The 24,053-nt window shown below is 44.6% G+C and carries 23 protein-coding genes; 19 read left to right on the forward strand and 4 right to left on the reverse strand.

Annotated features, from left to right (window positions below; all coding sequences use genetic code 11):
* The 4 genes from EIP89_RS11560 to EIP89_RS11425 all read left to right on the forward strand — a co-directional run.
* On the forward strand, positions 1 to 225 hold a 225-nt coding region (locus tag EIP89_RS11560), incomplete at its 5' end, for a hypothetical protein (protein WP_218019299.1).
* 589 nt (positions 226 to 814) lie between these two features.
* The gene (locus EIP89_RS00005; protein WP_124396602.1) at positions 815 to 1,876 is read left to right on the forward strand and encodes a hypothetical protein; all 1,062 of its coding nucleotides are present in this window, start codon (positions 815 to 817) and stop codon (positions 1,874 to 1,876) included.
* Positions 1,854 to 2,210 carry a T9SS type A sorting domain-containing protein gene (locus tag EIP89_RS00010; RefSeq protein WP_124396603.1) on the forward strand — a complete coding sequence of 119 codons (357 nt, stop codon included), beginning with the start codon at positions 1,854 to 1,856 and terminating at the stop codon, positions 2,208 to 2,210. The genes EIP89_RS00005 and EIP89_RS00010 overlap by 23 nt, the downstream gene beginning before the upstream one ends.
* Positions 2,211 to 3,199: 989 nt before the next feature.
* On the forward strand, positions 3,200 to 4,486 hold the full coding sequence (locus EIP89_RS11425; protein WP_160160463.1) for a T9SS type B sorting domain-containing protein: 1,287 nt from the start codon (positions 3,200 to 3,202) through the stop codon (positions 4,484 to 4,486).
* Between the two features lie 179 nt (positions 4,487 to 4,665).
* On the opposite strand, the gene EIP89_RS00020 is transcribed toward EIP89_RS11425, so the two are convergent.
* Together EIP89_RS00020 and EIP89_RS00025 are read right to left on the reverse strand one after the other, a co-directional pair.
* Positions 4,666 to 7,170, reverse strand: a complete 2,505-nt coding sequence (locus EIP89_RS00020; RefSeq protein WP_160160464.1) for a bifunctional UDP-N-acetylmuramoyl-tripeptide:D-alanyl-D-alanine ligase/alanine racemase — start codon at positions 7,168 to 7,170, stop codon at positions 4,666 to 4,668.
* A complete protein-coding gene (locus EIP89_RS00025) occupies positions 7,167 to 7,754 on the reverse strand; it encodes a thymidine kinase (RefSeq protein ID WP_124396792.1) in 588 nt (195 codons plus the stop codon). The genes EIP89_RS00020 and EIP89_RS00025 overlap by 4 nt, the downstream gene beginning before the upstream one ends.
* Positions 7,755 to 7,796: 42 nt before the next feature.
* Between EIP89_RS00025 and EIP89_RS00030 the strand changes: the two genes are divergently transcribed.
* The 15 genes from EIP89_RS00030 to EIP89_RS00100 all read left to right on the forward strand — a co-directional run bounded on the left by EIP89_RS00030 (position 7,797) and on the right by EIP89_RS00100 (position 22,219).
* On the forward strand, positions 7,797 to 8,525 hold the full coding sequence (locus EIP89_RS00030; protein WP_124396606.1) for a DUF8457 domain-containing protein: 729 nt from the start codon (positions 7,797 to 7,799) through the stop codon (positions 8,523 to 8,525).
* Positions 8,525 to 9,196, forward strand: coding sequence for a 16S rRNA (cytidine(1402)-2'-O)-methyltransferase (gene rsmI, locus EIP89_RS00035; RefSeq protein WP_124396607.1), 672 nt, complete (start codon positions 8,525 to 8,527; stop codon positions 9,194 to 9,196). The genes EIP89_RS00030 and rsmI overlap by 1 nt, the downstream gene beginning before the upstream one ends.
* 99 nt (positions 9,197 to 9,295) lie before the next feature.
* Positions 9,296 to 10,096: a TraB/GumN family protein gene (locus EIP89_RS00040; protein ID WP_124396608.1), complete on the forward strand. Its 801-nt coding sequence runs from the start codon at positions 9,296 to 9,298 to the stop codon at positions 10,094 to 10,096.
* Positions 10,093 to 12,063, forward strand: coding sequence for a M1 family metallopeptidase (locus tag EIP89_RS00045; protein WP_124396609.1), 1,971 nt, complete (start codon positions 10,093 to 10,095; stop codon positions 12,061 to 12,063). The genes EIP89_RS00040 and EIP89_RS00045 overlap by 4 nt, the downstream gene beginning before the upstream one ends.
* A gap of 78 nt (positions 12,064 to 12,141) precedes the next feature.
* Entirely contained in the window at positions 12,142 to 13,059 is a 918-nt protein-coding gene (locus EIP89_RS00050) for a DMT family transporter (protein WP_245966070.1), read from the forward strand.
* Positions 13,060 to 13,152: 93 nt separating this feature from the next.
* A complete protein-coding gene (locus tag EIP89_RS00055) occupies positions 13,153 to 14,043 on the forward strand; it encodes an alpha/beta hydrolase (protein WP_124396610.1) in 891 nt (296 codons plus the stop codon).
* Between the two features lie 29 nt (positions 14,044 to 14,072).
* Complete coding sequence (locus EIP89_RS00060; protein ID WP_124396611.1) at positions 14,073 to 15,578, forward strand: T9SS type A sorting domain-containing protein; 1,506 nt, start codon at positions 14,073 to 14,075, stop codon at positions 15,576 to 15,578.
* On the forward strand, positions 15,553 to 16,026 hold the full coding sequence (locus EIP89_RS00065; protein ID WP_124396612.1) for a hypothetical protein: 474 nt from the start codon (positions 15,553 to 15,555) through the stop codon (positions 16,024 to 16,026). Before EIP89_RS00060 ends, EIP89_RS00065 begins: the two co-directional genes overlap by 26 nt.
* 78 nt (positions 16,027 to 16,104) lie before the next feature.
* Entirely contained in the window at positions 16,105 to 16,971 is an 867-nt protein-coding gene (locus EIP89_RS00070) for a YicC family protein (RefSeq protein ID WP_245966071.1), read from the forward strand.
* Positions 16,972 to 16,986: 15 nt separating this feature from the next.
* Positions 16,987 to 17,580 (forward strand): guanylate kinase, encoded by a 594-nt coding sequence (gmk, locus tag EIP89_RS00075; RefSeq protein WP_124396613.1) that lies wholly within the window; start codon positions 16,987 to 16,989, stop codon positions 17,578 to 17,580.
* Positions 17,577 to 18,155: a nicotinate (nicotinamide) nucleotide adenylyltransferase gene (gene nadD, locus EIP89_RS00080; RefSeq protein ID WP_124396614.1), complete on the forward strand. Its 579-nt coding sequence runs from the start codon at positions 17,577 to 17,579 to the stop codon at positions 18,153 to 18,155. The genes gmk and nadD overlap by 4 nt, the downstream gene beginning before the upstream one ends.
* A gap of 15 nt (positions 18,156 to 18,170) precedes the next feature.
* Positions 18,171 to 18,542: a DUF2200 family protein gene (locus EIP89_RS00085; RefSeq protein WP_124396615.1), complete on the forward strand. Its 372-nt coding sequence runs from the start codon at positions 18,171 to 18,173 to the stop codon at positions 18,540 to 18,542.
* Positions 18,543 to 18,556: 14 nt separating this feature from the next.
* Positions 18,557 to 18,997 (forward strand): DUF1801 domain-containing protein, encoded by a 441-nt coding sequence (locus EIP89_RS00090; RefSeq protein ID WP_124396616.1) that lies wholly within the window; start codon positions 18,557 to 18,559, stop codon positions 18,995 to 18,997.
* A 36-nt stretch (positions 18,998 to 19,033) separates the two neighbouring features.
* On the forward strand, positions 19,034 to 20,629 hold the full coding sequence (locus tag EIP89_RS00095; RefSeq protein ID WP_124396617.1) for an ATP-dependent DNA ligase: 1,596 nt from the start codon (positions 19,034 to 19,036) through the stop codon (positions 20,627 to 20,629).
* 6 nt (positions 20,630 to 20,635) lie between these two features.
* Positions 20,636 to 22,219 (forward strand): PAS domain-containing protein, encoded by a 1,584-nt coding sequence (locus tag EIP89_RS00100; RefSeq protein ID WP_148086773.1) that lies wholly within the window; start codon positions 20,636 to 20,638, stop codon positions 22,217 to 22,219.
* 2 nt (positions 22,220 to 22,221) lie between these two features.
* Here the strand turns inward: EIP89_RS00100 and EIP89_RS00105 are convergent, their stop codons facing one another.
* Positions 22,222 to 22,899, reverse strand: coding sequence for a potassium channel family protein (locus tag EIP89_RS00105; protein WP_124396619.1), 678 nt, complete (start codon positions 22,897 to 22,899; stop codon positions 22,222 to 22,224).
* Positions 22,896 to 24,053, reverse strand: a complete 1,158-nt coding sequence (locus EIP89_RS00110; protein ID WP_124396620.1) for a cystathionine gamma-synthase — start codon at positions 24,051 to 24,053, stop codon at positions 22,896 to 22,898. The genes EIP89_RS00105 and EIP89_RS00110 overlap by 4 nt, the downstream gene beginning before the upstream one ends.

The raw sequence follows: 24,053 nt of genomic DNA on the forward strand, positions 1-24,053 counted from the left end.
GCATTCCCCGCTGTGGGGCAAAGAAAGAAGCTGGCGAGGCCGCCAGAAACACCAGCTACTAAGTACACACGTCAGCCGGCCGACATTCCGGCTTCGCTGAGAAGAATGCCGGCCGTAGCTGTCGTGGAGAAAAGGTTTTCAGGCTTGACCTTTTTGGTTCCTTTTTGTGTCAAGACAAAAAGGAACGCCCGCGCGGCAGCGCATTCACATAGTCCAAAACCATAAACCTACCCAAAACCCACACCCCTTCAACACCCATTAGCGAGTCCTGCAGGCAATAACTCCCCCCCCCAATAAATCCAATGGAAATAGATCCACAGATCCCGACAAATCTCCTCTGAGCTTTCGTCGGTAGGGGCAGGGGGGGTAGTGAACAGAAAAATCTCATCCGAGCGAACTGTCAATAGCCTTTTATCGGCAAATCATTTATCCGTTTTTTTTACTCACCCTAAATCCCTCTCTAAATCCGACGAGTGGATTTAAAGAAGGACTTCTTTCCCCCCTCTTTGTTGCCGTAGGCAATAGAGAGGGGCCGGGGGTGAGTAGAACAAAATAGAGCCCGTCACTAAAACCATGAAACTGACCACAAAATGTTAAAATTCCCCCAAAATCAACCCTGTTTTTTATCTTTGAACAACCAACCAAACAACCCACTCGTCATGAAACACTTACTACACACCTCGCACGCACCTCGTATCCCCATTGGGGGGGTGTAAAGCGCTGTATATCAGCTGCATATATAGCCATACATACATGGCTCAGCACCATTGCACTTACTGCACAGCCCGTTAATCCCGCCAACACACCTGACCAGATGATGCCCGGAGGTCCCTATCCCAACGTACAATACACCGGCGCCGACCAATGTTGGTGTCCCACTTGCCCGCAAAACGTGGCACAGGTCTATTGTTGGGACGGCGACAACCCCGGCATAGCCTACTATGTGCCCGGCTCCGGCAATCCGCCACAGGTGCTTTCGCTGCCCATCGGCGCACATGACCCGGACATTATTGTGGGCAGAGAGGGAGTATGGGGCTATGTGGTATACGAACTTGGTACAGATATCGTTTTGCACGAGTTCACCTGCAGTCCGCCGGTTGCGGCCACCTTATCACTTGGGTCAGCGACTATTTTGTCAACAAATGGACGACATCCGAATATAGATAGAGAAATAGATTGCGAGTTTTCGGGTTCAAAAGTTGCTGTTGTTTATCAAAATTTGACAGGAATACCCGATTTGGAGTATTATGAGGGCACATTTAATTCTTCTTTTAATGGACCACTTACGATTACAAATTTATCAACTCCAATTAATAGCCCAATTAGAAGTTATGTAAACAGAACAAATCCAGATATTAATTTAATTAAGTTTAATAATGATTTTATTTATCAATTTACTTTCTGTGGATATGAAAATAACATATATTATGATAATATGGTTGATTATGTTCATGAAACCTCTTCAATTATAGGAACTAATATTTTTGCTCCAGAAATTCCCCTAAGTATTAATAATTTATATGATGTAAAACCTAGAATTGATGGAAATTTAATAATTTTTGACCCTCCACAATATGTATATACAGATCAATCATACATAATTACTGTTGAATCAAATAATCAAATATTTTATTCTCACGCAAATGCTCTTTCACCCTCTTGGACAGATATAAACATATCTGGCACATTTGCTCAAAAACCTGCCATAGCTGTACACGGTGATTTTGCAGATATAATTTGGTCAAATAATTTTCATGGCAAAATTAACATACTCGGCACAGAAATTCATGGTACGATTCATTCATCTATCTATAAAGATGGAAATGTAAACATTACTTCGGGTTACAATTTTTTTGTATCCATCCATAGCATCTAATACATGTAATAAACTGACAGATTTATATGCCATGTGCTGGTGGAGTACTGATGAAAATATTTATTTCAAAGCAGCGAGAACTCCACCATCACCAGCATATAGATATCAAAATCCAGAGAATACACTTGTTCTGTATAAAGATAAATTTGAACAAGGAATAAAGTTAGTCGAAATATTTGATGTTGATCAACACATTACAGTTAATGATATTTCTGGTAAAATTCTTTTTAGAGGTAACGTAAGTGAAGTTCAAAATATATTAAATCAATTTTCAAAAGGTATATACTTAATTACCGCAAAAAATGGTATTAATAAGAAATTGCTGATACAATGAATAAGGTTTTAAAAATAATGCTTTTAACAACTGCCCATTTGCTGGTCAGCTATGGTCAGCAAATGAAGCAGGTCATTTTTGGAGAAGGCATTATGATGGACCTGACAACGGGCACTCCGGTGTTTTCACAGGTGCCGTCATGGCAGCAGCGCACCTTTCCTCCTTTCAGGCAGTGGAGCAATCAGGTATCGGTGTGGCCTGATGAAGATGGAAAGATAAAATTTTATTTTCTCAATGGCAAATACTTCGATGCAAATCACCAATTTTTAGGTGATGCCTGTAGTAAATACATAGATCCAATGTATACGTTTTTACCATCTAATTTTCTCAAATTTCCCGACGATCCGGATTCGGTGATATATCATTTTTTTTGTTATGTAGATACAGCTAATAATTATAATGTTTTTCTTCCTGCTTTTCATCTTAATTTCAGCTCTATTAAGTTAAGATTGAATAAAATTATTTTATCATCATCTTTTATAATCGATTCTATAAATGAGTTAACTGTTACACTTTCTAATTCAACAAGCTTTTATGGTCATATTTTTTCACATATTGTATCGTTTACATCACGACTTGGAAATTTTAATGTATTATTATTTGATTCAATAAATAAAACTTTTTATTTTTTTCATCCAAACCTTCAATCAATTAATTCTTTGTACCTTTACAACAAAATTTCAATAAATAAATTTCAAATAGATTTACAAAATGATAGTCTATTTAATTCGAGAATTTATATTTATTATGATAAAATAAGAAATTTATTAATATCATTTCACGGAAATTGGAGTTCTATACTAAATCAATGTTATTGTATTATAATCAAAAATTTGAATGATAATAGTATAAAGATTCTTGACACAAAAATAAATCAACTTATTTCTCTTACAAATCCAGTTAGATACTTTGGTATTTTTTCAAACTTAGGAAAATATTTGTATTTATTTATTTTTAATAATCAAAATCTGAGGATTTTTAGATATAATTTGTACAACTTAGATAATTCACTTGTGTTTTCAAATACAGCTGAAGAGTTAGTTCTTAATCAAAATATTAATAACAAATTATTATTACTTCTGTCAAATATATCGAGTAATTATTCATTTTTCTACAATGGTTTAAATGAAATCTACTTTATAAAAAACACATATGAGTCTTCTTTTTTTCCTAACTACATTAATTCTTCTCTTTCAAACAATAAAGTTCATCGCATTTTAAATTCTGATGCGGATGATATCAATCAGGTCATATTTGATTTAGATATGTATCAGGGGCTACCGCATAGTACCTTTGGCACATTTCCCTCACCATTACCTTTTAATTCATTACCTCCTGTTTTTTCTGTTAAAAATTCTTGCATCGACTCTACCCATTTTCACCTCAATTATACGGCCATAGCCGATTCGGTGTGGTGGGATTTTGGCGACCCTGCCGGTCTTGGGCCGTTGAACCACAGCACGCAGTTTCACCCCGTGGTGAAGTATCCACAGCATGGTACATACTACGTGCAGGTACAGCTCTGGTACGATGGCGACAGCATTACGACGATGGGCGATTCGGTGAAGGTGCTGCCCGTACCCCAGGTGGACCTTGGCTTTACCGATACTTTGCTTTGCCGGGGCGAGAGTGTGTTGTTGGACGCATCACAGGGCTTCCCGGCCAGCTACCTCTGGAGCACAGGCAGTAGCGACAGCACGCTATCGGTCAATCAATCGGGTCGCTATTGGGTGCAAGTGTCCACTCCCTGCGGTACGGTGAGCGATACGGTCATCGTATCGGTGATTGACCCGCCGGAAATGAAGGTACACGACACAGCCGTGTGCTTTTTCGGGCCGGTGCTTTACGATGTATTGGCTGACAGCGCCACCTATCTGTGGAGCGACGGGAGCACATCGCCCACCTTTGCCCCCCGACAGATGGGCAACTATTGGGTAGAAGTGACCAACCCATGCGGGGGCTATCGGCAGGACTTCAGGGTAGAACTTCAAAACTGTGAAACCACCCTGTACATCCCCAATGCCTTCACGCCCAACGGCGATGGGCGGAATGACTGCTTTCAGGTGGTAGGCGACAATCTGAGCAGCTATCAGATACAGGTCTTTAGCCGGTGGGGAGAATTGGTGTACGAGAGCGATGATGTAAGCCAGTGCTGGGATGGCACCCACCGGGGTCGTCCGGTGCCCGACGGGGTTTACTTGTATGTAATCCGCCACACTGACCGCCACGGCGCAGTTATGCCTGTTCGCCGGGGAGAGATACGGCTGTATCGGTGATTATTTGAACTTTTACTTGAACTAAAATCCAATTCAAGGCCCTATCTGCGCCTTTGTGTGTTCAGAAACAAACAACTCCTACCTTTTTGATGCCAAAGGCAACAGAGAGCCACTGATCACGACAAATTTCCCCCTGAACTTTCGTCGGTAGGGGGATGAGGGGGGTGAGTAAATAAAACCTACTCCTTGTAATAAATCCTCCTAACCCGATGACCTACTGACGTAAGTACTTCATATGGTATGGTTCCCATTTGACGCGCGAGATCTTGTATGCTCTGGTGTGGACCAATGATTTCCACCGGATCATCAGCCTTTATATTATCAAGTCCCGAAACATCTACCATTGTCATATCCATACATACACGACCGATGATTGGACAATACACACCGTGTATATAAAATCCGCCTTTTCCGTTGCTAAGCGAGCGTCGAATGCCATCGGCATATCCAACCGCTACAGTCGCTGATTTCATCGGCTTATCAGCCACAAACGACCTACCATACCCCACCGAATCACCAGATTTTAATTCCTTTACTTGGCTTACAAACGAATACCATTCTACCGCCGGTTGCAGATTGCGTTCTATCTCCGGCGAATGAGCTATACCATATAAACCTATTCCTAAACGCACCATTTGACATCGATCATCAAAATAGTCCAATGAACCAGCTGTATTGTGGATATGTCTGATCACCTTGTATCCAATGGCTTTTTCTATTTTCTCTGCAATGGTGTGAAATTGCTCTATTTGTTTAATTGTAAAGTCTTTATGTAAGGGCTCATCGGCAGCTGCCAGGTGTGAGAGCACACTTTCTACTACAATGTGATTTGGCAGCTTTTGAAGTTTTGAAATCAATATATCAGCATGATCAGGTTCAAAGCCTAGCCTTTTCATGCCTGTATCGATTTTCAGGTGGATTTTAATCAGACTTGTGGTAGAAAGATTTTTCAATTGCTCAAGCTGTTCGAAGCTGTAGATCTCTGGTTGCAGATCGTGCTCTATCACCAGCGGCAGCACATGTGGGTGTGCGTTCATCACCATAATGGGAAGCGGAATGTGTGCATTGCGCAATTCAATGCCCTCGTCGGCATAGGCTACAGCTAAGTAATCGACCCCCACTGAAGTAAGGAATCTCGCCAATTCCACTGATCCCGAGCCGTAGGAAGCAGCTTTTACCATAGCCATTACTTTGGTGCTATTGGGCAATCGCGAACGGAAGTAAGAGAGATTTCGTCCAATGGCACTGAGGTTAATTTCCAAACGGGTTTCGTGCACATGTGCAGACAGACTTTGGGCGATTTTTTCAAAACCAAATCGCCGGGCACCCTTCAGCAAGATATCTGTATGCGTGGGCGGATGATGTTTAAAGTCCTGAAGAAGCTCTTCAGTTGTAGTAAATATCTTAATAGCATTTGATGAAAAGGGAATGGGCAGAATAGGCCTTTTGCCAACATAATAGACTGTGTATCTATCAGAAGGTTGCACACTCAGTTCGCGCTGCAAAATATCAAAATACTCCAGTTGCTGTTCGCTTTTGAGCTGGTCAAGCTCCGAGAGCACCAGGATTTTTTTTCGGCTTGTATCCAATGAAAAAAGGGTGCGCAGGGCATACACGAGTGCCTCAGGGTCTGCTGTGTACGAGTCGTTCAAAATCATGCAGTCGTTGATGCCGTGTGTCCATTCCATGCGCATGCGTACCGGTGTGAGAGCAGCCATTTTCCGCAGGATTTGTCTGTCTCCATTGGTGAGTAAAAGAGCTGCTGAAAGGGCAGTAAAGCTGTTTTTGACAGAAAGTTCATCTGTGAAGGGAACAGCAAATTCACATTCTTTCTGACTTAAAGGCTTAAACGGGCTTTTCTTTAGAGTGTAAATGTCATTTTTTACATGTTGAAATGCAAAGTCGCTGTCTTTTGATTCGAATGACCATCTGTAAAGATGTCTATCAGAAAAATTATTTGAAAAAAATTCCAAAACCTCAGGTTGATCTGTGCCCAAAATGATGTTCTTTACTTGCTGAAAGAGTTTACTCTTTTCAGTCAATTTCTGCCTTCGGTTGGTAAACCCGGCGTCGTGAGCACTGCCCAGATACGTAAAAATACCAACATCAGGGCGAATGATGCGTTCCAGCTTTTCCATTTCGCCAGGCTGAGAAATGCCGGCTTCGATAATGGCGAAGCTATGGTGGGGTTCAATCTTCCAGACCGAGAGCGGCACACCTACCTGCGAATTATAACTCAGAGGGCTTTTTGCGACATCGTAATCCGGCCACAGGAGGTCATAGAGCCATTCTTTTACCATAGTCTTGCCATTGGAGCCGGTGATGCCGATTACAGTGGTCGATTTCAACCGGCTTCGGTGATGAGCTGCCAAAATTTGTAAAGCTGCAAGGTTGTCTGATACTTTGAAAAAAGTGACCTCCGGCGGTATTTCTGATGGCAATCGTTCGACCACAGCGTATTTTAAGCCGTTTTGAATAGCTTGTGGTAAGAAATCGTGCGCGTCGAAATGAGGGCCACGCAGGCAGAAAAAAAGGCTTTCTGACGCCGGCATAGCCTGTCGGGTATCAGTCCACAAGTGATACAAACAGCGCCTATCATGCACCGGACCAATAACCTCAGCTTGTAGAATTTCAGCTACTTCTGCCGGTGAATATGGCTTAGGATGATGAATGCTCGAACTCACTTTGTTCGCGATTTCATGGCTTCTACAAAAGCTCTGCGGCTTAAGGGCTCGTATTCGTCCTTTTCACCGAGAAAAATTTGCTGGTCAGAAGCGACCTTGCGAAAGCTGTAATGTGCCAGATCGCCGGTGCGGGTACATATGGCGTGTACCTTGGTCACAAATTCCGCCGTAGCCATTAGGAAAGGCATTGGACCAAAGGGTCGGCCTTCGCTGTCCATATCCAGCCCGGCTACTATGACGCGCACACCCTGATTGGCTAATTGATTGCACACATCCACAATGCCCATGTCGAAAAATTGGGCTTCGTCAATGCCCACTACATCGATCCCTTCGCTCAAGAGAAGAATGGATGAACTGTGCTCTACGGGTGTGGATGGTATCCGATTCTGGTCATGCGACACTACATCGGTATCGTCGTATCTGGTGTCAATGGCAGGTTTAAAAATTTCGATTTTCTGTCTGGCAATTTGCGCTCGGCGCAATCTGCGCATCAACTCTTCCGTTTTACCGCTAAACATTGGGCCACAAATCACCTCTATCCACCCGGCTTTTGTACTTTCGCCTCTGTATTGTTCTAAAAACATTCCACAAATCAACAACCAAAAGTAGTAACCAAAATTCATCTTATGGCTAAAGAAGCTAAACAGGTACTCGACGAACTCTGTACAGCCATACTCAAAAGTTCACGCGACGACTTACCTCAGCTACTGGAGTGGAGCAGAGAGCTCTACGAGCAGCTCGTGGTCATGCACTATTTGTACACGCATCCAGTCGAATACAATGAAAAACAGGAAACTTCCACAGAGGAAAATGTATATGTATCTACCGATGTAACAAATGAAATTGTTTTGAAAAATGAAAAGTCAAACAAAAAACAAGAAGTTGAATCTGTAATACAATCCGACAAAGATTTTACTTTAAAATTTGAAGATGAACATATTGAAAATAAAATTGTAAAAGAAAAAATAGAGAAATCAACAGCCGAAAAGAATTTGTATGTAGGTACAGATAATGTTGGAAAGGTAGTTTACGCAGAAATAAAACAAGAAAAAATTGAAGTTTCTCTTTCTGATAGTGGAATGGCGCTGAACGAGCGCCTGGCAGCAACCAGTAAAATTGCCCTTGGGCTGAACGACAAAATCGCCTTTTCGCGCCACCTTTTCAACGGCAATGACGCTGCCCTCTCGGCACTCATTGATGTCATGAATGGAGCCCAAACCTTCGAGCAAGCCATGAATTATCTCCATCAGGCAAGGGCTCAGTTTGGCCATTGGGATGAAAAGAAAGAGTTTGTAACCCGGCTTGAAAATCTGGTGCGCCGGAAGTTTGGCAAACCCGAAATACTCGAAGACTGATGGGCAAACTCTACGTGGTGCCCACTCCCATCGGCAATCTGGAAGACATCACCCTGCGTGCACTCAACGTGCTTAAAACGGTAGATGTGATCTACGCCGAAGATACACGCACCACAGCCGTGCTGCTCAGGCACTACGACATAAAGACCCCCTTGCGCAGCTATCACATGCACAACGAACACCAGGTGACTGCTCATATCGTGTCGTCATTGGCTGGTGAGGTCACTGCAGCGTTGGTATCCGATGCGGGTACTCCAGGTATAAGTGATCCGGGCTACTTGCTTGTGCGCGCCTGCATACGCAATGGGGTAGAAGTGGAGTGTCTGCCCGGTGCTACGGCATTCGTGCCGGCTTTGGTAGAGAGCGGTTTTCCGTGTGAAGAGTTTGCGTTTCTGGGTTTTCCGCCGGTCAAAAAAGGCAGGCAATCCTTCTTTCGCTCGCTGGCTGCACGTCAGGAAACCATTGTTCTATATGAGTCGCCCCACAAGATTGAAAGGACGCTAAGCGACCTGGCTGATGCGCTCGGGCCTGACCGAGAGGTGTCGCTCAGCCGTGAAATAAGCAAAATGTTTCACCAAACCGTTCGCGGCACCCTCAGCCAACTTTTGAGCATGCAACGCGAAAGACCGTTTAAAGGAGAACTGGTAATCGTAGTTAGTCGATCTGTTTAAATCGCCCACTTCAATTTTGACAATTATTAGTCCTTCTATCTGTACATATGATTGTCTTAATTAAAAAATCCAGAGCAAGCAAGATCACATCTTTATAAAATGAACCGATCGGTAACCACCTGGCTGTATCGCATTTCACACGCTGCTATTGAAAAACCTTCGTACCTCTTCGGTACCATGCACATTGTGTGTGCAGATCGATACCAATGGCCGGCCAGCATGCCCGACCTGCTACCGTCCATCGAAACTCTTTACCTGGAAACGGATATTTCACCTGATGCGCTGTACCAATCACATTTTAATTTGTTCGACATGCGATCGGATGAAACAGTCATAATGGACGAAAATGAGCTGGAAAAACTGCGCACCTTCAATCGGTACCACTGGGGATACGGAGACGATGAGCTCCTGAGCATACATCCCTTTGTGTTGCTTGCACAGCTGCAGATAAATGTATTTGATTGCCCAACGATGGCGCTTGATCAGCAACTCATGTATCAGGCAGTGAGCGCCGGTATTCGCGTAAAAGGGCTGGAAAGTTTTGAAGAACACATCGGCACCATCGGCAAAGTTCCCACTAACGAATACTGGCGTCAGCTTTTGTATTGCATCACGCATTACAAAGAGGTCAAAAATGGCATGAATGCATTGATTGACGCCTATCACTCCGGAGATGCAGAAGGCATTAAGCAGCTCTTTGATGAATGGGCCTGGATATTACTTCCATCAGCTGCAGAAAGGGCTTTTATCACCGATAGGAATGCGCACTGGATACCGGTGATGGAGGATGCTATGCGCACCGGGTCGATGCTCTTTGCCGTAGGAGCCGGGCATCTGCTCGGTGAAGGGGGTGTGTTATCTTTGTTAGAGCAAAAAGGGTATAATGTGCAAATGATATGATCGGTCGCAGTTGGTTTGTTGTAGGGGCTGTGCTGCTTACAACGAAGGTATGGGGTCAACGGGTTGATTGGGCAGCTCAGGATAGCGATATGGTGTGCAAGCGGCCGTTAGTGTTGAAAAGCAGCCCATGGAAAAGTGGCCAACTCTCATCGCCCTTAATGGCCCGGTACGATGTGGTGTATCATCGATTGCACTTTTGGGTAAATCCGTCTATACTGTTCATTCAAGGGGCTGCAACTACCTACGTACGTGCTCTACAAGACAGCGTTGGAACCCTTGTCTTCGACTTGCGCAATACGATGACGGTTGATTCGGTCAAAAGCCTTCGCACGGGGCAATCGCTCAGCTATCAGCATCAGTTTCATCAGGTTACTATTCAGCTTGGAAATGTACTTGCCAAAGGTGCGCTCGACAGCGTGGTGATCTACTACCGCGGTACACCGGTAAGCACCGGACTGGGCAGCGTTGGCCGGCAGTCGTACAGCTTTGGCAGTGCTTTTTGGACGCTCTCTCAGCCCTATGGATCACCCGACTGGTGGCCGTGTAAAGACGGCTTGACCGACAAAATCGATTCTATAGACATCCTCATTACAACCCCACTGCCCAATCGTGGAGCTTCGCTGGGCCTATTGGTAGCTGAGTCTGTTGAGGGCAATCAGCACACCAGCTATTGGAAGCATCGATATCCGGTGGCGCCCTATTTGGTGGCCATTGCCGTTGCGCCATATGTGGTTTTCGATCAGCCGATCACACTACCATCCAACGGACAGTCGCTCCCTTTCATTAACTACGTGTATCCTACCGATACCCCTATTGTGTATCAAAGTGTGCAATTCACCCATCAGGTGATGAAGTTGTTTGATACATTGATTGCGCCCTATCCCTTTTCATCGGAAAAATACGGACATGCCCGATTTGGGTGGAGCGGGGGTATGGAGCATCAGACAATGAGCTTTATGGGCGGATGGCAACAAGACCTGATTACCCATGAGCTGGCCCATATGTGGTTTGGCGACCTTGTAACCTGTGGCTCATGGGCTGACCTCTGGCTCAACGAAGGCTGGGCCGTGTATCTGACGCAACTTACCTACGAACACCTCAAACCCCAGCAATATCAGGCCTACAAAATCAACGAAATCAACAAAATCACTGCTCAGCCCGATGGCTCCGTCTATACTCTCGACACACTTAATCTCAGCCGACTTTTCAGCGGTCGGCTCACTTACTCCAAGGCCGGATATGTGCTGCATTCGCTGCGATGGCTTGTGGGTGATTCGGCTTTCTTCGCCGGAACGCGAAACTACCTAAATGACACTTCGTTAGCTTATGCCTTTGCACTCACACCGCAGTTTAAAGCTCACATGGAATCCGCCTGTCTGTGTTCGCTCACAGAGTTTTTCGATCAATGGATTTACGGACAGGGCTATCCGACCTATCAAATCATCTGGTGGCAGGATGGCGACAGCTTGCGCATGAATATCTCTCAGACTACCAGCCATCCTTCTGTGCCCTGGTTTAACATTCCTTTGCCAATACGCGTGACCGACAGTAATCAGCAGGTACATCAATTGCGTGTAGTTGTGCCGGGAGCGTCCTTTTCCTATGCGCACTACTTGCCTCAAGGTGCAGCAGCTGTGGTTTTCGATCCTGAGCGTTGGTTGATATCAAAAAACAGCGTCAGCCTGCACATCAGTCAGCTTAGGGAGCTTACCCCGCAATTTAGCCTGTATCCCAATCCCGGCCGCGATCAACTGACCCTAGAGTTGGGAAGCAGAGTGCAGGATGTACGCTCAATTGTGTTAGTCTTTCCCGATGGACGAATTGTTCAGAAAATTTCTGCTAATGAGCTGGAAATAAAAGACAGCAAGGTTATTATTCCGACCGGAACTATAACCAGAGGTATGTACATCGTAACTGTAGAACTTGGCGATGAGCTTCATCATCAAAAGTGGATTAAAACGGATTAGATGTTGATACACTTGATGGAACCATCCTAATCTATTTTTGCCCACAAATTTTAAAAGTTCATTTTTACACAGTTTACCTTGTCTGTCGATAGCCAGCTGAGCGCGCGCTTGCGCATGCATTTCATTGTGTTTATTTGGGGATTTACCGGCATTCTAGGCCATTTGATTACAGTAGATGCTTACACGCTTGTGTGGCATCGCATGTGGATGGCTACAGTAGTGCTGGTCACCTATCTGTTGATAATCGGAAGAAGTTTCAGGGCATCGGCGCGCGAAATTATCACCTTACTACTGGCAGGTAGCGTAATTGCCGCGCATTGGATTACCTTCTTTCACGCCATTAAGATCTCCACTGTATCCGTCACCCTGGCGTGTTTGAGTACAGGGGCACTCTTTACGGCACTGCTGGAGCCGATTTTCTTTCGCCGGAAGCTCGATGTGCGTGAAATCTTGCTTGGAATGGCCGTGGTGGTCGGACTGTACATCATTTTCAACTTTGAGACGCAGTACACCTTGGGCATCATCGTGGCGCTGAGTAGCGCTTTTCTTTCAGCTCTTTTTTCGGTCATTAACGGTTTGATGGTCAAGCGCCTGAAGCCGAATGTGATTACCACATACGAGCTTACGGGCGGGTGGATTGCACTTACGGTCTATTTGTGGATTTCAGATCGGTTAGACCAAGGGCTTTTTACATCGCTTACGACTACCGGTTCGCTGGGATGGCTCAATGGCGATTGGTTTCTGATTTTCATACTGGCCAGTGTGTGCACCGCCTATGCTTTCATTGAAAGCGTGCGTGTGATGAAAGTGCTGAGTCCCTACAGCGTGATGCTCACCATCAATTTGGAGCCGGTGTACGGCATTCTGATGGCTGCACTCTTTCTCGGCGAACGGGAAAAGATGAGTCCACAATTTTATCTCGGCACAATCATTATTCTTTCGGTAGTGTTTATTGAAGCCTGGCTACGACGTCGAAAGCAAGTGGTTACAGGTTGATTATCATTTTTCGAAAAACCAAACCCGAGTAGTACTTCTCACAAAAGAAAATTCAAGGGTAAATTTGGTTGTGATTCAATAAAATTATTTGGAATGTTGAAAAAATTCTTGATAGCCCTTTTTTTACCGGTATGCACACTCATCGCCCAACCCGGCAGAATTGACACTCTTCGAATACCGGGCAGACCAGCGAACGAAGACCGCGTATTTGTATGGATACCCGCTCAAGGAGTTGAAAACGTGCAACATGTGCTCTACATGAACGATGGTCAAAACCTATTTGACCCCTCTACCACTTGGAATGGCCGCGCCTGGATGGTGCGCGAATCGCTCGACAGCCTGATTTCAAACGGTTACATTCCACCAGTCCTTTTAGTTGCGATACCCAACAGCGACATCCGACACTCAGAATACACGCCTGAGAAGCCATTCCGCTCCTTACCGGCTGAAGTACAGCAATACTATCGCACAGCTGTGCGTCCCAATGGAACATCGTATTTCCGGGCTGATGTAGTGGGTGATGCCTATCTTCAGTATGTCACTCAACGCATAAAGCCCGAAATAGAAAGGCGATATTTGAAAAACAAGTCTTCAGTCAAATCTTATATAGCCGGAGCATCGATGGGCGGCCTGAACGCCTGGTATGCCGTTTTGCGCTATCCCGATATTTTCGACGGCGCTGCCTGCCTTGCTACTCATTGGCCGCTAATACAGGAAATACCTTCGGCCGCAGGCGAAAGCTTCATGAGCTATTTTCATCAGCGCTTTCATACCGTGAAAGACAAGCCCTGGTACTTCGATTATGGTGATCGGGGTATTGATACCTTGTATGCACCTTACCAGCAGACGGTAGATCGACTATTTGAACGACAGGGCGTCAGCGGCTCGTACAAAAGCCTGTTCTTTCCCGGTCATGACCACAATGAGCTGTATTGGACCAAGCGATTTCCGGAGGCTATTCGATTTTTGTTAAATTCATTATAGCTTTGAAATAATTTTAATTCTCTCTTTCCATGCACTTTTCTCGATCCTTACTTATTGTTTTTCTCCTCTTTTCTCAATTTGTTTTTTCACAAACAATAATTAGAATTGAAAATCCTGTATTCGAAGCCCTTCGCAAAAATCCCCACCCGCGCCTCACTCCGGCAGGTGTAATAATTTCAAAAAATATCGACCTCTCAGAGCCTTTGATTCTTGAAAATCGTACGGACGATGAGGTGTGGGTGCAGCTTCATGTGCCCTCAACTGATGAAAAGGTTGTGATTACATTTTTCTACAATGGTTCCGAACGCAGAGAGGAAATATTTGCCAATAAGATCGAAAGCATCGGTCCCTTTGAAAAAGGCACGGTGGAAATACCTTCGCTGCCGGGAGTGAGGATCACATCTGTTTGGCATACCGAAAAGCGCACCACGGACTTTGGCACATCGGGCAGCTGCAATGTAAATGTGCGCTGCCCCGAAGGCAACAACTACCAGCTGCAGCGACGCAGTGTAGCGCGCATGAATGTGCCCATCGGTGGATTTATCTACTATTGTACAGGCACATTGGTGAATAATACAGCTCAGGACCGCAAACCCTATCTGCTCTCGGCAGAGCATTGCGTGCTGGATGACAACGATGTGATCATTGATTCTGTAGGCCTGGCGTCTATCGTATTTCGGTTCAATTGGGAATCTCCTACGTGCGTAAATCCGCCCAGTGCCTCAGGTTTGCCCAATCAAATCGTAACAGGTGGCCGCCTACGCGCCCGCTCTAACGATAACGGGGGCGCTACCGGCTCTGATATGCTGCTATTGGAGCTTGCCATTCAGCCGCCGGCCACTTACAACGTTTTCTACGCCGGCTGGAACCGCTCCAACATTCCTTCTATCGGCGGAGCAGGCATTCACCACCCAAATGGCGACATAAAAAAGATCAGTACCTACTCGGCCACTCTGCAGAGTGGCACTTTTCAGCAGGCTCAAAACGCTTTTTGGATGGTCAATTGGGTAGCTACACAGAGCGGTCATGGCGTGACTGAGGGCGGCAGCAGTGGCTCACCACTTTTTAATGCAGCCGGCGAAATCGTTGGCACACTCACCGGCGGTTCGGCTTCCTGCACTTTCCGTACAGGTACGGATTATTATGGTAAGTTTTGGTACCATTGGGATAAGAACGGCACAGCAAACAACCGTCAACTTCGCCCCTGGCTTGACCCGCTCAATACCGGCCAAACGAGTTTAGGTGGACTTTATGTAAATCAAGAAGAATTTGAACAAAGCTCTTCCTCCTGGCGGTTGTTTCCAAATCCTTCGACGGATGGGCGCTTTACCCTCTCATTTATAGACACACGGCCCGTACGAGAAGCTGAGCTCACTCTAAGCGACATGACTGGCAGAGTGCTGCACCGCGTAACGTTGACAGACATAACCGAAGGTATGTCCCAACACTTTGAACTCTCACGTGCCGGGGTGTACATCTTACAAATCGAATCGCAAAACAAAACCTGGCATGAAAAGGTGGTGGTGGCTAAGTAGTGTGTTGATTGTTTTGGCGATGAGTTGTAAAGTGAAAAAACTCAATCCCACAGAAACTTTGTCGGAATCAGCTCCTGAATCTATAGAAAAACCCGCCTGCACTCCCATGGTCATTAAACCCTTTCAGGCGGTGGAAGATTCCCTTAAGGTACAAGTTGCCACACCACTTGAAGTAATACAGGACGGCTTATGCGTGCGAATTCGCTTTCAATACAGTGGTTGCAGCGAAGGTAATGCGTTTTTGGTCTGGAATGGGGTTGTACTCAAATCGTATCCACCACAGGCCCATTTGGTTTTATATGCTGACGATACCGGACCTTGCGACAGATTGATCGATGGCTTTGGAGAATTTGACCTAAGTGAGCTTCGACATTTTTCCGATAGTCTAGTCATACTCCGCATACGCGAGTATCCGGAGCGCATTCGTATAAAGGTGAGGGATTTTTAAATTTCAAAAAAAGCAACATGATATTTTAAAATCCATTCCAAAGCCATCCCCTTACATTTGCCGGCTAAAAGCTCGTATATGCCTTTGCAATCGATGACCGGCTTCGGCAAGCACACCTTTCAATGGAGGGGGAAGCGTTATGTGGCTGAAATCAAAACGTTGAACAGCCGTCAGCTCGACCTCACCCTCCGTATTCCCGCTGAATTTCGACCGCTAGAACCCAACATTCGAAAACTGACTGCCGACTACTTACTTAGAGGCAAAGTAGATATTACCATTCACTCTGATTCTCAGGAAGCGCAATTGCCCATTAACGAAGAGGTACTGATGTTATACCTAGAGTATTTTAAAAAACTATCTCATCAGTTCGGCTTTCAAACCGATTTGCTACAAGCCGCCATTCGAATGCCTGATGTATTTGCACAGACACCCGTAGAGCATTCAGAGGAGGATATTTTTTCCTTTGAAAAAGACTTTACTATCGCTCTCGAATATGTGATAAAGCACAGACAGGCTGAAGGCTCGGCACATACGAAAGAGTTTGAAAAAGAAATCTCTGCTATTCGCTTTTTGCTTGCGCAGATCGAGCCCTTCGAAAAGGAACGCATCGATCGCATACGTGAACGACTGAAAAATAGTCTCATAGCCTTAGGTGAGGAAACCCTGGTGGACCAAAACCGCTTTGAACAAGAGCTCATTTATTACCTCGAAAAGCTCGATATCACCGAAGAAAAAGTACGTCTAACCAACCATCTGGACTACTTCATCGAGACCATGAGCAACGAAGAATATGCTGGTCGTAAACTCAATTTCATTGCTCAAGAAATAGGCCGCGAAATCAATACCCTTGGCTCAAAAGCCAACCACGCCGGTATTCAAAAAATCGTCGTTCAGATGAAAGACGAGCTCGAAAAAATCAAGGAACAGATTTTGAACATCTTGTAAGCCAGAAGATTATTCATGCAGACCACCACCAAAGACTTCAGAAAATTACTCATTTTTTCTGCGCCCTCTGGGTCAGGCAAGACGACCATTGTACGGCATTTGTTAAAAACTTTTCCCGATTTCATCGAATTTTCTGTTTCAGCCACCAGTCGTTCCCCCAGGCCTACAGAGGTAAACGGGCAAGACTATTATTTCCTATCTAGAGACGAATTTCTCCAAAAAATACACAGAGGCGAATTCGTGGAATGGGAAGAAGTATACAAAGACACTTATTATGGTACATTGCGCAGTGAAATCGACCGCATCTTTCAAAAAGACAAAGCTGTTATCTTTGATATCGATGTTGTAGGTGGCTTAAATCTTAAAAATCAGTTTGGTTCGAATGCTTTGGCTGTATTTGTAAAGCCACCTAGTCTTGAAGTTCTTAAAGAACGCCTTCAGCAGCGCAACACCGAAACACCCGAAAAACTTCGCCAGCGACTTTCTAAAGCTGAAAAAGAAATGCAATATGCCAATCTTTTCGACGTTTGTCTCGAGAATTCTGATTTACAAGTAGCCCTTAAGAAAGCTGAACAACTTGTAAAATCCTTTCTAAATTTACCTGAATGAAGAAAACGGGTCTCTTTTTCGGTACATTTAATCCGATTCATATTGGCCACCTGATCATAGCTCAATTCTTTTTAAACGAAACGGATCTCGAAGAGGTCTGGTTTGTCATTAGTCCCAAAAGTCCATTTAAGCAAAAAGAAAAAATCACCGACGATCGACAGCGTCTGTACATGGTACAACTTGCCATCGAGGGCGTTCAGGGTCTTCGGGCATCTGATGTGGAGTTTGGAATGCCTAAGCCAAACTACACGGTTCATACACTCGAAAAACTTCGTGGGTTGCATCCCGATAAAACTTTTGTGTTGCTAATGGGAGCTGACAACATTAAGAACTTTCGTAAATGGTATGAATACGAGCAGATCTTAGCACATCATACAATTTACATTTATCCGCGACCATTTGTCAGGCTCGATGTCGATGAAGGTGAGTTCGGAATGTACTTCGAAAAAGCGCCTTCCATGGACATTTCCTCTACCTACATACGTGATAGTCTTAAGGCTGGAAAAGACGTCCGTTTCCTGCTTCATCACAAAGTGTGGAATTACATCGATGCTACCGGACTCTACACTCATTAAATTCCGCAATATCTTATGTCACTACACTCCAAAGCAGCATCTCAGGAAGAAAAACTCATTCGAATGTCCTTTTCAAAGGTTTATCCCCTATATGTGCAAAAAGTAGTGAGAAAAGGCCGCACAGAAGAGGAGCTGCTCTCGGTCATACAATGGTTGACCGGGTACAATGCTGGCGAAATAAAATACCTGGCAGAAAGCTCTGTCACCTTCAGTCAGTTTTTCGATAAAGCTCAAATACATCCCCTAGCCTCAGAAATAAGAGGCGCTGTGTGCGGAGTTCACATAGAAATGATTCAGAATCCTGTAGCACGATTGGTGCGAATACTTGACAAGCTTGTTGACGACCTTGCTAAAGGCAAACCTTTAGAAAAAATTTTACCGGGATAATTATCAGTATATTAATGCAAAATAAAACAACCTTTACCGGCCTATCCGTTGATGATTTTATCGAATCTGCTGTTAAAAATCCGCAAAAAAAAGCAGATTCGTATACCCTAATTCGCTTATTCAAAGATTTGACAGGAAAAGATCCCAAAATGTACGGACCTTCGATCATCGGATTTGGTACGTATCACTACCGCTATGCCAGCGGCCATTCTGGTGAAGCGCCTGTGCTGGGATTTTCACCACGAGCATCAGCCATTTCACTTTACATCTATTCGGATACGGACAAGAGCAGAGAACTCTTGCAAAGCTTAGGGAAGTTTGAAATGGGCAAAGCGTGCATTTACGTAAAAAAGCTCAGTGATATTGATCTGGAAGTTTTAAAAGCGCTTTGTAAGGAAACAATACGATTTCTGTATGAACAATACAGCTCTGATGTAGTGTTAGGGCAAGGGTAAAAAAACCTATTGCTGTGATTTTCTGTTATTTAGGATATGAAACGCTTCTCTGACCTCATCCGTGAGCTCGACCAAAGCAACAAGACAAATGACAAAACGGCAGCTCTCGTCAGGTATTTCCGCGAGGCTGATGACCCCGACAAGCTATGGGCAGCGGCTCTTTTCAGCGGAAAACGTCCACGCAAGGCAGCCAGTAGTACGGAGTTGCGTATATGGGCTGGCCAATTGGCAGGGTTACCCGATTGGCTGGTGCATGAAACCTGGCATATCGTAGGCGATTTAGCCGAAACCATTGCCAAAATTCTGCCGGAAGGTCCGGGAGATGCCTTTCAAGGCCTGGCCGAAAGCATGGAATTTTTAAAAAGTGCCGGTACACTCACCCCTGAAGAGAAGAAAACAGCTATCAGTGAAAAATGGCTGCAAATGACGGTAGATGAGCGCTTTGTCTTTAATAAGCTGATGATGGGGGGCTTTCGAATCGGTGTTTCTGGTGGACTTCTACACAGAGCTATTTCCACAGCCATTGGCCTTGAGCAAGATGCCGTTGCGCTTGCCCTTACCGGGAATTGGAACCCCGCTGAAACCACCTGGCAGGCCCTTTTTGATCGACCTGCTGACGCGAAAAACGAATTAAAGCCCTATCCGTTTTGCCTGGCGTATCCCCTTGAAGATGTACCGGAATCACTCGGTCCAGTTGGCGATTGGCTGATTGAGTACAAATGGGATGGCATCAGAGGACAGCTCATTATTCGGGGAGATGCCATTGCCCTTTGGTCAAGGGGCGAAGAACTTATTTCGGAAAGCTTTCCGGAGCTGGTAGAGGCAGCTACGTGTTTGAAGCACGCAGTTGTGCTCGACGGTGAGATTCTTCCCGTGATGAAAGATGGCCGTGTGGCGCCCTTCCATGCCCTGCAGCCCCGCCTGGGCCGAAAAAAGGTAACCAAATCTCTTATCGAAAAATATCCGGTACTCTTTAGGGTGTATGATCTGCTGGAGGCAGATGGAACAGATATGCGCACATCGCCAGCTGCTGAGCGCAGGGCAGCATTAGAGCAAATCATATCAACCTGCACCAGCTCACTCTTTGACTTATCACCTTTGATTGATGCCAAGAGTTGGGATCAAGTAGCCCTCATTCGCTCAGAAGCACCAAAAGAGGGCAGTGAGGGGCTTATGCTCAAGCACAAACAGTCGCCCTATCACACCGGCCGCAAGAGGGGTGACTGGTGGAAGTGGAAAGTGGATGCCCGCACAGTAGATGCAGTACTCATCTATGCCCAGCGCGGTCACGGCCGCAGGGCAAATCTTTACACAGACTACACCTTTGCCGTGTGGGACGGAGATACTCTTGTGCCTTTTACCAAAGCATACAGCGGCCTAACCGACGATGAAATTAAAGAAGTGGATAAATTCATCCGACAAAATACTTTGGAAAAATTTGGCCCTGTACGAAGTGTAAAACCTGAACTGGTCTTTGAAATTGCGTTTGAAGGCATACAACCAAGCAATCGACATAAAGCCGGAGTGGCCTTGAGATTCCCCAGAATCCAAAGATGGCGCTTGGATAAAAAGGCACAAGAAGCGGATACACTAGAATCCTTACTTTTGATGGTCAAAAAGTCACAACATTAAACTGAAGTGAGCAAAACCCTTAAACTCTCTGCTAAAGTCTATTTTCTAATTGCCCTTGCGATTTGCATTTCGTTAGCACAATACTATTTTTATAATCAAGGCCAGGAAAAACAAAACTTACTTCAAACATTTTTCGTAATCACTTCGCGCTTTAAAAACGAAACAGCTGAACTAAAATACCACATCCTGCTTTCAGCACATGATGGTATAACGGAAAGAGTGTTGAAAACCTATAAAGAACTGCTGAAAACCATTGATTTTTCCACACAGTTTTACGGAAATACAGACATCGATTTTAAAAAGAAAGATTATGTACTTCAAGAATTCGATAAATTAGAGAAAATCATACAAAGTTCCTATGAGGATTATTTAATTACACCAAAAGATGAAGTCGATCGCCTGAAGGGAGTCATTGAACAAGTAGATTCAGCACTCAAAGTGATCAGTGATATGATCATCGAAATGGTAGCTTACACCGATCATGAGGAAAATATTAACAAAAAAATCAACATAGCCTTTTCCCTCTCTTCGGTCTTCATTGTCATTATAATTCTCGCCGTAATTATTGTGCCACAAATTATAGAATTAGAAAATCTAAACATCGAACTTACCGCATCCAATACATTGCGAGAGTCCATCCAAAACAGCTCTCCGAATGGAATCTTATTTGTCATTAAAGATCAAATTTATCTATATAACAATACAGCAAAAGATGTAATTAAAAATCTCTCAGGTAAAGACATAAAAACCGGAGATAAACTAGAAAATCTTCTGATTGATGAATTGGTTAAAGACGAATTTTTAAAGGGCATCAAAGAGACTGTGAGCGGAAATATTTTCCATGGATATTTTTCTCACAAAAATCCAGACGGAAATATTTTTTACTACAAAGTTCTTTTCTATCCCGTTTTTGATATACGGACAAAATCATATGGTACAAGTATTATTTTTAGTAATATAACCAAAGAAATACTTGCTCAACAACAAATTAAAAAATCGGAGCAATACTATAGAACGATTATAGACAACAGTCATGGTATAATTTTCACCCTATCAGAAGATTTCTATATCAAATTTGCTTCACATTTAGCAGAAAAGTATTTTAACACAAGACCCCAAAATCTGGAGGGCACTAACTTTCTGGAATTAGTTCATGAAAATGACCGACAGAGAGTAGAGTTTTTCTTAAAAAAAGTTTCAAATAATCTTGTAGTAGAGGATCAAATTCAATTTTATCTTAACTCTGAAACGCATGAGACTATTTTAATGGGAAAATGCGGAATAATCGAACAGGAGAACTCAAAAGAGATTATATTGCTCTGTATTGACATTACAACTCAAGTAAAAAATGAAGAAAAACTTCAGATTCAGAATGAAAAATTACGGGAAATAGCATGGTTACAATCCCATGTAATCCGCAGACCTGTAGCTAATGCACTTGGTATATGCGAAGTGCTTATGAACAAGGATTTGTTAAATAACGGATCAGTAGAATTTAGCAACGAAAAATTGTTAGAACTTTTGTTTAAAGAAATAAAAAAAATTGACGAGGTCATCCACCGCATCAACGAAAAGACTCAGGAGCTTTGATATTATTCATTAATCTCTAAAAACCGATCGATATCCTTCGATTTTCCAAAAATGACGATAATGTCGTTTTCGAGTATTTTGGTAGAAGGTTCTGGTACGCCAATAATGTGCATTTTGTCGTCAATAGCTCCCCGGCGCATAAGGGTTATTAAGTTGATGTTATATTTCTCGCGCAGGCCAATATCTGCCAAAGTGCGGTTGCAAATGATGCGGGGAGCTTTGACTTCTATGATTTCATAGTCGTCAGGCAGGCGAATGCTCATCAGCACGGAGGGATTGAGCAGCTGCTCGGCCACGTTGTTTGATACCTCATCTTCGAGCGATAAGATTTCACGCACGCCGATTTTTTCAAGAATGCGCTTCTGAATGGGGTCTTGAGCCCGTACGATGATGCGCTCCACGTCGAGCTCCATAAGGGCGAAGGTGGTGAGTATCAGATCCTGGAAATTGGTGCCTATGGCTACCACCACGGCATCCATTTCCTGGATGTTTTGCGATTCGAGATTTTTGGGGTCGGTGGAGTCGAGGGTAATGGCGTAGGCCACATCTTCTTTAATATCTTCGACCTTTTCTTCGTTAATGTCAATGGCCATCACTTCGGCTCCACGCTCTGAAAGCTTGCGAGCAATGGCGCTGCCAAAGCGTCCAAGGCCTATTACGGCAAACTTTCTACCTTTCATTGAAGTACCTGTTTCAGGTCGTTGATAAGGTCATCGGCATCTTCAAGGCCAACACTTAAGCGAATCAGAGAATCAGAGAGGCCTGCCTTTAGTCGCTCTTCGCGAGGTATGCTGGCGTGTGTCATAGTGGCCGGGTGTCCAGCTAAGGATTCTACTCCACCCAATGATTCGGCCAAGGTAAACACTTTAAACGAGGATACGGCGCGAAAGGCCTCTTCGATGTTATCACCTTTTATGGTAAATGAGATCATGCCACCAAAAGCTCGCATTTGCTTTTTGGCGATTTCGTGGCCCGGATGGTCGGGAAAGCCTGGCCAATAAACCTTTTCCACTTTGGGATGTGAGCGCAGAAAACGGGCAACCTTCTCGGCGTTTTCGCAATGGCGCTGCATGCGCACGTGGAGCGTTTTAATGCCGCGCAGAGCTAGGAAACAATCCATTGGTCCGGGTACGGCTCCAGCAGCATTTTGTAAGAAGTACAATTGCTCAGCCAAGGCGTCGTCGTTAACCACCAATGCACCCATCACTAAGTCGCTATGGCCGCCAATGTATTTGGTGGCAGAATGCATTACAATGTCGGCACCGAGCTTGAGTGGCTGCTGCAGGTAGGGTGAGGCAAAGGTGTTGTCCACCGCCAGCAGTATGCCTTTGGACTTGGCTAACTGTGCTACCGCTTCGATGTCAATCACATTGAGCATCGGATTAGTAGGAGTTTCTACCCAGATTAAGCGCGTTTTTTCGGTGATTTTTTCTTCGATGGTGGCCAACTGCTGCATGGGCACGAAGTGAAAGCGAAGGCCGAATTTTTCATATACCCGCACAAAAAGCCTGTACGTTCCACCATAAAGGTCGTTGGTAGAGATGACTTCGTCGCCCGGATTTAGTGTTTTCAAAAGAGTGTCAATGGCCGCCAGTCCACTGGCAAAAGCAAGACCGTATTTGCCGCCTTCGATGGCTGCTAGATTAGCCTCCAAAGCTTTGCGCGTGGGATTGTGAGTGCGCGAATATTCATAGCCCTTGTGTTTGCCGGGGGCTTCTTGTGCGTAGGTCGAGGTTTGGTAAATGGGAGTCATCACAGCTCCTGTGCCGGGATCCGGTTCCAGCCCGGCGTGAATGGCACGGGTACCAAAACCCTTGTAGGGTGAATTGTTCAT

Source organism: Thermaurantimonas aggregans, from assembly GCF_003851885.1.
Classification (GTDB): Bacteria; Bacteroidota; Bacteroidia; order Flavobacteriales; family Schleiferiaceae; genus Thermaurantimonas; species Thermaurantimonas aggregans.